At 66.2% G+C, this 7,642-nt stretch carries 8 protein-coding genes and 1 pseudogene; 5 read left to right on the top strand and 4 right to left on the bottom strand.

The annotated features are described in order from the left end of the window. Together U9980_RS14425 and U9980_RS14430 are read left to right on the top strand one after the other, a co-directional pair. Window positions 1-190: hypothetical protein (locus U9980_RS14425; RefSeq protein ID WP_322768386.1), on the top strand; the 190-nt coding region annotated here is incomplete at its 5' end. Between the two features lie 170 nt (window positions 191-360). Beyond that, entirely contained in the window at window positions 361-789 is a 429-nt protein-coding gene (locus U9980_RS14430; RefSeq protein WP_322768387.1) for an NYN domain-containing protein, read from the top strand. An 89-nt stretch (window positions 790-878) separates the two neighbouring features. Here the strand turns inward: U9980_RS14430 and pglX are convergent, their stop codons facing one another. Continuing rightward, on the bottom strand, window positions 879-4,304 hold the full coding sequence (gene pglX, locus U9980_RS14435) for a BREX-2 system adenine-specific DNA-methyltransferase PglX (RefSeq protein ID WP_322768388.1): 3,426 nt from the start codon (window positions 4,302-4,304) through the stop codon (window positions 879-881). 460 nt (window positions 4,305-4,764) lie between these two features. On the opposite strand from pglX, the gene U9980_RS14440 reads away from it, so the two are divergent. Together U9980_RS14440 and U9980_RS14445 are read left to right on the top strand one after the other, a co-directional pair. After that, window positions 4,765-5,034, top strand: coding sequence for a hypothetical protein (locus U9980_RS14440; protein ID WP_322768389.1), 270 nt, complete (start codon window positions 4,765-4,767; stop codon window positions 5,032-5,034). A gap of 204 nt (window positions 5,035-5,238) precedes the next feature. Next, window positions 5,239-5,385, top strand: coding sequence for a hypothetical protein (locus tag U9980_RS14445; RefSeq protein WP_322768390.1), 147 nt, complete (start codon window positions 5,239-5,241; stop codon window positions 5,383-5,385). Here U9980_RS14445 and U9980_RS14450 read toward each other — a convergent pair. From U9980_RS14450 to U9980_RS14460, 3 genes are all read right to left on the bottom strand, one after another. Beyond that, on the bottom strand, window positions 5,365-5,781 hold the full coding sequence (locus U9980_RS14450) for a type II toxin-antitoxin system VapC family toxin (RefSeq protein WP_322748824.1): 417 nt from the start codon (window positions 5,779-5,781) through the stop codon (window positions 5,365-5,367). The genes U9980_RS14445 and U9980_RS14450 overlap by 21 nt on opposite strands. Continuing rightward, window positions 5,781-6,038, bottom strand: a complete 258-nt coding sequence (locus U9980_RS14455; protein WP_322748823.1) for a type II toxin-antitoxin system prevent-host-death family antitoxin — start codon at window positions 6,036-6,038, stop codon at window positions 5,781-5,783. The genes U9980_RS14450 and U9980_RS14455 overlap by 1 nt, the downstream gene beginning before the upstream one ends. 554 nt (window positions 6,039-6,592) lie before the next feature. After that, entirely contained in the window at window positions 6,593-6,985 is a 393-nt protein-coding gene (locus U9980_RS14460) for a hypothetical protein (protein ID WP_322768391.1), read from the bottom strand. A 435-nt stretch (window positions 6,986-7,420) separates the two neighbouring features. Here U9980_RS14460 and U9980_RS14465 point away from each other — a divergent pair. Further along, window positions 7,421-7,642, top strand: a pseudogene (locus U9980_RS14465) (Fe-S cluster assembly protein HesB); the annotation flags it as partial.

A 7,642-nucleotide genomic window follows, 5' to 3' on the forward strand; every position in this document is an offset into this window, starting at 1 on the left:
TCGGTCGCGAGGGCGGCGGCGTGACGGCCACGGTGTCGATGTGCAACTGCAACTGCAACTGCACCTGAGCCAGATCGACGAGGCGGAGGAGTTGCTGACGAACGACCCGTTGGGGCTGCTGATCGGGATGGTGCCGGACCAGCCGGTATCGGAAAGGTGGAGCCGGACGGGGCAATCCGCACTCGTCTGACCATGCAGCGTCATAATCGGATCCGCGGCTCCGCTCGTGCCGGAGTGAAGGACCACAGCGGGCGACCGTGTCAGCGTTTGAAATGCAGGAGCCTGCGTCGGTAGCGTGATGATTACTTTTTCCCCGCCGTCTTTCGGGACTGGCGGGGTTTTTTCCAGATCGGCTACGTCATGCCCCCGCGAGTCGCTGTCTTCATCGATTACCAGAACGTCCACCTCTCGGCGCGCAGCAGGTTCCTGCCCTCCGGTACACCCGGCCAGCGGGGACACGTGGATCCCGTGCGCGTGGCGCAGCGAGTCGTTGACGGGCGACGACTCGGCGGTGAGCTCGCGGCCGTCCGTGTCTACCGCGGCCGTCCCAGTCCCGATCACCAACCGGAGGCTGCGAGGGCCAGCGACCGGCAGGCCGACCGCTGGGCACGTGATCCTCGGGTGGCCGTTGTCCGCCGGCAGCTCCGCTACCCGAAGGCCTGGCCCGCCGAGCCCGCGCAGGAGAAGGGCATCGACGTCGCGCTCGCCGTGGATTTCGTGCGTCTTGCCTGCGAGGATGCCGACGACTACGGCGCCTGCCGGGACTACACCGACTACACGGCGATCTGATCGCCGTGGCCTGATCGCCGTTGCCTGATCGCCGGGGGCGCGGGCGGGTCGTCACGAACCCTGCGTCCGCCCTGCGGCTGATCTCGTGATCAGGATCGGATCTTCCGGGGTCTTCCCCGACGAGGTGGCTCCGGGCGCCATGCCCGAAGATCCTCCAGCGTTTCGTCCCTTTCCTCAAGGAGCCTGGAGAAGTACTCGGCGAACGGCAGGCCTGATGCGGACTCACACACGGGGCCTGGCCGTCCCCACGCGTGTTCCAGCCACGGAAGGAGCTCGTACAGGGCATTCAGGAGCGGCGTTATCCGTGACCGCTGGTCGCTACCCACCCCGTCGGCCGCGAGGAGATCGGCTAGGACCTGCGCTCGTTCGGCCGTCTCCCAGCCGGCCCATCCGATCAGGGTCTGGTCCGGCATGCGTGGGTCGAGAGGAGGGTAGGAGATGAAACGCTCGTTGGGAACGTCGAGTTTGCCGCGGATTCGCCAGTAGCTTGGACGCAGAAAATCACCGGATGTGTACTTCGGTGGCACCATGGATGCCGTCTGAGAACTGGGCTCACTGGCGTCCTCTGCACGCTGGTTCGCCCAGACCGTCTCCCAGTCGGCCCGCTTCACGAGACCCGCCGGAGTATGCCGCAGAGCCGCCGCGCACGGGATGTGCCCCTCGACGAGAAGATCGGTGAGGACCTCGGCTGGGTCTCGGTCGGGTGCAAGGAGCGCCGCGGCCGCGACCACCTGGGGATCGGCCAGGACGAGTCTGGCCAGACGACCAATCGTAAGCGGTCGAGGGTGGCGGAGCCCGTCGCTATCCTCTTGCCAGAGATGCTGTGTCTCGCAGTGGTCCAACAGCCACCGGCGAATCGCGCCGGCCTGCATCGTGTCCCAGCCGTCGCTGTGCCACCGGCGCTTGAACTCCGGCCTCTCCAACAGGCTCAGATCGTCGCTGCGCTCGATCGCGTCCACTCGACGGACGACGACATCGCGGTATGCGGCCGGCCACCTTTCGGGGATCTCAGTGATCGGCGTCGAGCCATGGCGGGAGAACCAGGTCGTGTTCTCCCCGCCTGCTGCGACCCTCCTGGCCAGCACGATCTCGAACGCCCGCTCACCCGGACTGATCGGTGGGATGCTCTCGGCCGGAGCGAGAAGAGTCTCGCCGGGCTCGGGGAGGATGCCGTAACGGGCATACATCGTCCAGTCCAGCTCCTCCTGAATCGCGACCATTTCTCGCCCGACGCTCTCCCACCGGCGTCGGGCCTCGGCCAGGCGTGCCCCAGTCGGTGCTCCGGAGGCGCTGACGGCTTCTGGAGTGCAGGCTGCTCGCTCCTGAGCGAGTCCATCCAGGAGACCCGACTGCCACGTCGTGAAATCACCGGGAAGAGGAAGGCCCTGGAGGTTGACCCCGGTGAACTCGTAGAACTCCTGCCATGCCTCCCCACCGCCTTCCTGCCTCAGGCCGGATCCCTTGCTGTGGCTGTGCTGCTTCAACCAGAAGCATGCGGCTGAGCTGTTGAGGAGCCCGACCAGGGAGACGTACCGGGCTCGGGTGGAATCCTCCGGAAGCTCGATGACCGGTGCCGACTGCAGCGCGATGACGCGCCCGCGCTGCAGCGCGAAGTGGTTGTGGCTTGCCACCCAGGAGAAGGTGATCGCGGGTCCGTCGCCGCCGGCCCGCGCCGCTATCTGCGTCCAGTCGTACCAGGGGCGCCCAGAGGTGCGGTGCAGGGCGCTGGAGGCACGGCCCTCCCGCAGGGTCGTTCGGTAGGGCCAGAGCCGGTCATGGATGCGCGGATAGCTTCGAATGTCCTCGACAGAGTGATCCTCGCGGCGGGGAAAAAAGCCGGTCCTGTCGGTCCGAACGGCCCAGTCGCGTACCTCGAAGCCCGTGGAGATCCGAACCAGACCTCCCTCTTCCGCTGGCCCGAGTCTGCGGAAGACGTCCGGCGGTGCGACGAAGACGTCGTCCGCACCGGTGATGGCCGAATACCCGATGCGGGTAGCGACGTCCCCCAGCACGGATTGCCTGGACATGCGGGTAATCAGAGCCCGCGCGGTGCTGTCGGTCAACTGCCACGGAAACTCGCGAAGGACACGCCGGTCCAGGCTCACGGACCGAGTCCAGCGATCGGCGAGGCCGACCGTACGCGCGTGTCGACGGATCGACCGCCATACCTGACCCTCACGAGGCAGGGACGGCCGCACGGGTTCCCCGCGCTCTGCGAGCACGACGACCAGAGGCTCCGACATGTCGGGTCGCCGGTTTCGGCCGATCAGAAGCACGGTCGGGGTGCCATGCCCGGGGATGTAGGCGCCGGACGTGTCCAGGACGTGTGTCAGTGTCACCTCCTCGGCGAGGAATTCCGTGGCCAGCCGTTGCCCGAACTGCCGCCTCATGAAGGAGTTCGAGGTCAGGATGCCGACGTGACCGGCGCCCCGTCCGTCGATGTCAGCCGTCCGAGCCAGCTGGAAGAAGCGCTGTGTGCAGGGGACCGCCAGCGTGAACGATCCGCTGCAGGTGTAGTAACGCTCCCGGAGGCGATGGCTGAGGTCCCGGTCCCGGACGGTGAGGTAGGGCGGGTTCCCGACGACAACGTGATAACCCGTCCTGTGGGTCTGCTCGGTCTCGTCTGCCCGCGGGCCCTCTGGTCCGAGCAGCGAGTCGCCGACCCTGATGTTGAGCGGCCAGTCGAGGTCCGCCACATCGACCGGCGCGGCCACCCCAGCGGCGCGCAACGCGGTCACGAACAGCCGAAATCGGGTGATGGCGACCGACGACGGGAGCAGATCCACACCGTGCACCGCTGCCAGGGCCTTGCGTACTTGGTGACCTGCGGAGAGCTCAGGCGCGTTCCGGCTCCACGCGCTGAACAGGCGGTCGAACGCGCCTAGAACGAACTGCCCGGAGCCGCATACCGGGTCGATCAGCCGAACATGCCTGTGCCCCACCTCCTCGATCGCGGGATCGAGCGTCAGGTCGAGGAGGAGATCCGCCATGAAGTCAGGCGTGGGTACGAGGGCGTGCTCCTTTCGTCTGGAGTCGGAGAGCCGCTCGTAGACATCCGCAAGGAAGCCGGTGCCCAGCGCCGGGTCGGTGAAGTCGTAGTGGAGCTCGTCTCCCTGGTCACGACGGTTCCAGAAGGACACCAGGGTGTCCGCGGCATCGGGAGGGATCGTCAGCAGTAAGTCGGATGTGAACACGCCGTCGAACACGGTCGAAAATCCCGTCCGCAGGAACGCCGCCAGGCAGGATGTGAGGTGATCCAGGGCGGTTCCGCCGTAGCGGGCGTCAGCCTGTGGGCCTGCGCTGCTGGGGGACATCGACTGCGGCGGGACGAGTCGGGTCCCGGTGGGGACGAGATGGTTGTCCTCGCAGAAACGAAGCAGGAGCGTGGTCACGACCCAAGCAACGGCTGTGTCTGTCGCCTGTGTGGCCGAGCGGCGCGCATCCGACGCCAGAGTGGTCTCCAGTGCCCGAACCAGCCGGGCGAGATCGTCGGAGAGAGCTTGGCGATCGATCATCTGGGACCTCTCCTGGGATTGCTGCCGCGAGACCTGCCGAGCAGGACGGTTGGATCGAGACTCCGATAATCCTCTGAGACGTGTTGAAGCGCCCTACGGTACTGTATGCGCGTGCTCGTCTGAAGTGCTCGTGGGCGGGTTACCGGACGCCGGGTCTGGCCTGGGAGAGTCTCGATGGAGCGCAAATCTGGACATGCTGCGGCGAGGAGGTTGCCCCTCCGGGCCCCATCCTCGTCCGTGCAGGTAGTCGACAGCCTTCTGAGTCGGCTCCAAAAATTTCCGTCACTAGTTGTGAGACTGTGATGCGAGGGGAGATCGAGGAGCCCATGAGCGCCGCCCCGACGAAGCGCACCATGGCCTACGAGGACTTGGCGCGAGTCTTCGAGGTGATCAATGGGGCGTTCGGCGGCTACCCCTGGTGGCAACCGCGCCTTCCCCGCTGGTAGCGGCGGTCGGTGTCGTGACCGCGCTGAGCATGGTCCCTGTCCTGGCGATCGCGGGTCTTGCCGTGTCGGCGGTGACCAGCCTCGTCAAGGTGTGGCTGCACTTACGGTTTGCCCGCTACATAACGGACATGGCGGCTGCTCAGGGTGTGATCCTGGACCCGCAGGCTGTCATTGCCGCGGCTACCGGCCCAGCCGCGCCGCCCGGCCCAGCCGCCCCGCCCGTCCCAGCCGCCCCGCCCGCGGCAACCGTCACTCCTCCGGAGACGTCGCCACCTGCAGGATGACGGCGTTCAGCGTCTGAGGACGGGGTGCGCGGGTCGAGGGGTCGAGGGTCGAGGGTCGAGGGTCGCACCGTACATCCCGCACCGCTGCGCCTGTCCCTGTTGGTGCGGCTGGCGACTACGAAGCGTGCCGGCACAACGTAAACCACACGGCGATGTGGTCGGCGGCGCGACGGCCGCTGTTCCCAGGCCGGCTACGGTGTTCGAGTGGGACTTCACCTGAGCCAGATCGACGAGGCAGACGAGCTGCTGACCAACGACCCGTTGGCGCTGTTGATCGGGATGGTGCTGGAGCAGCGGATGCCGGAAACAAGGAGCAGATCTACATCGGGTCTAGCGCTGCGCTCCGGGTGATGCGGCCGTCAATCCGGATGCGCCGACGGCATCGACGAGGAGTTTGTCGTAGCTCAGTACGACGTCCAGCGAGTCCTTGAGGTCGAGTGCGGTCGCCAGATGGATCGCGTCGAGGGTGCGCAGTCGCGGCGGCGGTACGCGGGCCGCATCGGCGAGCAGGGGCGGCGTGATCTGGACGAGGTCTACATCGGTCGCGAGAAAGGCTTCAGCCGATGAGAGCATGGCCGGGCTGACAAGTCCGAGCAGCCGGGTCAGTTCGACGGCGAGCAGGGCTGACGATATAAGCCGCAGCGGCTCCTGTTGCTCGGAAAGCCACTGGCGAAGGTCGCTCGACTCTTTCTCCGCGATAAAAATCTTGGCCACGGCTGATGTGTCGAGGTAGATCAGAGTCGTCATCAGTCTTCGTTGCGGAGTTCGGCGAGCCATTCATCGGAGGAGCGGCCGGTCGGATTGGGTGCGGGCTCCGGAAGATGGGAAAGGCTGAACGGGCCGGCCGCCTGGCGTATCAGCCCAGCCGCGACAAGCTGCTCGTAGCGGTCGTCTTCGGCGGGAACGATCCTCGCCACGGTCCTGCCACGGTCGGTCACCTCGACCGTCTCGCCCGCGCGGACCAGCGCTAGGACACGAGCTGTCCGTTGGGAGAGCTCTCTCATCCCCACTCGGAGGTGTCCGTCATCCGGAGCCGCTGTCATACGCTCTACGTTACTACATGTACAGCGCTCACTTCGACGGTGCCCGGAGCCGACGAGCTGCTTACTCGAGAGCCGCTCGCGCTCCTTGTAGGCATGGTGCTCGACCGGCGGGTTTCGGAAAGAGGGAGCGGGACGGGCTGGTTTGCGCCCGTCTGACCGCGTAGCGCCTACTTTTTCCCCACCGTCCTCCGGGACTGGCGGGGCTTTTTTCTAGATCGCTACGTCGTGACCCCGCGAGTCGCTGTCTTCCTCGACTACCAGAACGTCCGCCTCTCGGCGCGTAGCAGGCTTCTGCCTTCCGGCACACCTGGCCGGCATGGACACGTGGATCCCGTGCGCGCGTCGGGAAGCGAGATCGGTTCCCCGTCACCCGTAGCTCGACGGGCAACCCGGCGACGCGAACGGCGACGGTGGCGATGTAGGACAGCATCGCGTTGTATCCAGACCCGGCCGGCAGACGGTCCAACAGCTTGCGGGTGGCGCGCCTCGATCGGTCCGCTGCCAGCTCGGCGGCTTTACTTTCCGCTGTTGGACGACTCAATACGTATGACGAGGTCGGGGCGCACGAAGGTGACCCACTCCGACCGCACGGTGATGGGGTAATTCCGCTCGCCCGCTCCCGGGAACGGGAGAGTGCGCGCCTCGCCCGGCTGGATGGTGACACCGTCCTGGAGCTCCTGCGGAGCGCCGTGGCCGGTCTCACAACGGCCACCGTGACCCATGCAGATCGTCACGGGGCTACCAGCCAGCCGGTTGACGAATCGGTATTCCCCGCGGGTGGTGACCACGCAGGTGGGGTCGAATCCAATCGCGATGATCTCCACCTGCTTAGGTTTGGTCCCGTTCTTGCAGGAGGTGGCGCTATAGTAAGGATCATCGGGTGCGCTCTTATTCAAGATGATGAACAAGATGTACCAAAAGATCACTAGTGTAAAGCAGCCACACCCGACAGGTCCACTAGCCTTGTCTCCGCTCCCGGGCGGATTGTGATCGGACATACTGTCAATATTGCCCGCGCCGACGCATGGGGCTGGCAAGCTTGCGACAAGCTGCGCTAAGAAAAATCGCCTACCGTTGAAGGCAGGATCGTTGCGGGACCGGGGAAACGGGAGACCACGGCAAACCGCAGGAGACCCCGGACCGCCGAAGGACTGCTATCGGGAAGCTGAAAGTAGTTTGGCGAGCATGTCGAGTTACTTCGGTGGGCGGGCGAGTTCGGCGGCGGCCTGCGTTGGGTGGCGGGCACAGACCCATCGCCCGAGGCATGTCGGGACAACACCGACGAGAGGGTCGTCTGACCAGGAGGACGGCCAACCCTCCACTGGTCCGGTTACGGTAGTGACGTGGGACTGCATCTGAGTCAGATCGACGAGGCGGACGAGCTGCTGACGCGAGACCCGCTCGCGCTCCTGGTGGGCATGGTTCTCGACCAGCAGATTCCGCTGGAGCGGGCGTTCGGCGCGCCGTATGAACTGAGCCGGCGGCTCGGCCGTCCCCTGGACGCGGCGGATCTCGCCAATGCGGACCCCGACGAACTCGGCGCGGTGTTCTCCCGGGCGCCGGCA

The sequence above is a fragment of the Protofrankia sp. Cr1 genome, assembly GCF_963555865.1.
Classification (GTDB): domain Bacteria; phylum Actinomycetota; class Actinomycetes; order Frankiales; family Frankiaceae; genus Protofrankia.

Excerpts from the sequence above, each read along its gene's own strand:
- U9980_RS14430 (WP_322768387.1), top strand. The coding sequence starts at position 361 with ATGCCCCCGCGAGTCGCTGTCTTCATCGATTACCAGAACGTCCACCTC.
- pglX (WP_322768388.1), bottom strand. The coding sequence starts at position 4,304 with ATGATCGATCGCCAAGCTCTCTCCGACGATCTCGCCCGGCTGGTTCGG.
- U9980_RS14450 (WP_322748824.1), bottom strand. The coding sequence starts at position 5,781 with ATGACGACTCTGATCTACCTCGACACATCAGCCGTGGCCAAGATTTTT.
- U9980_RS14455 (WP_322748823.1), bottom strand. The coding sequence starts at position 6,038 with ATGAGAGAGCTCTCCCAACGGACAGCTCGTGTCCTAGCGCTGGTCCGC.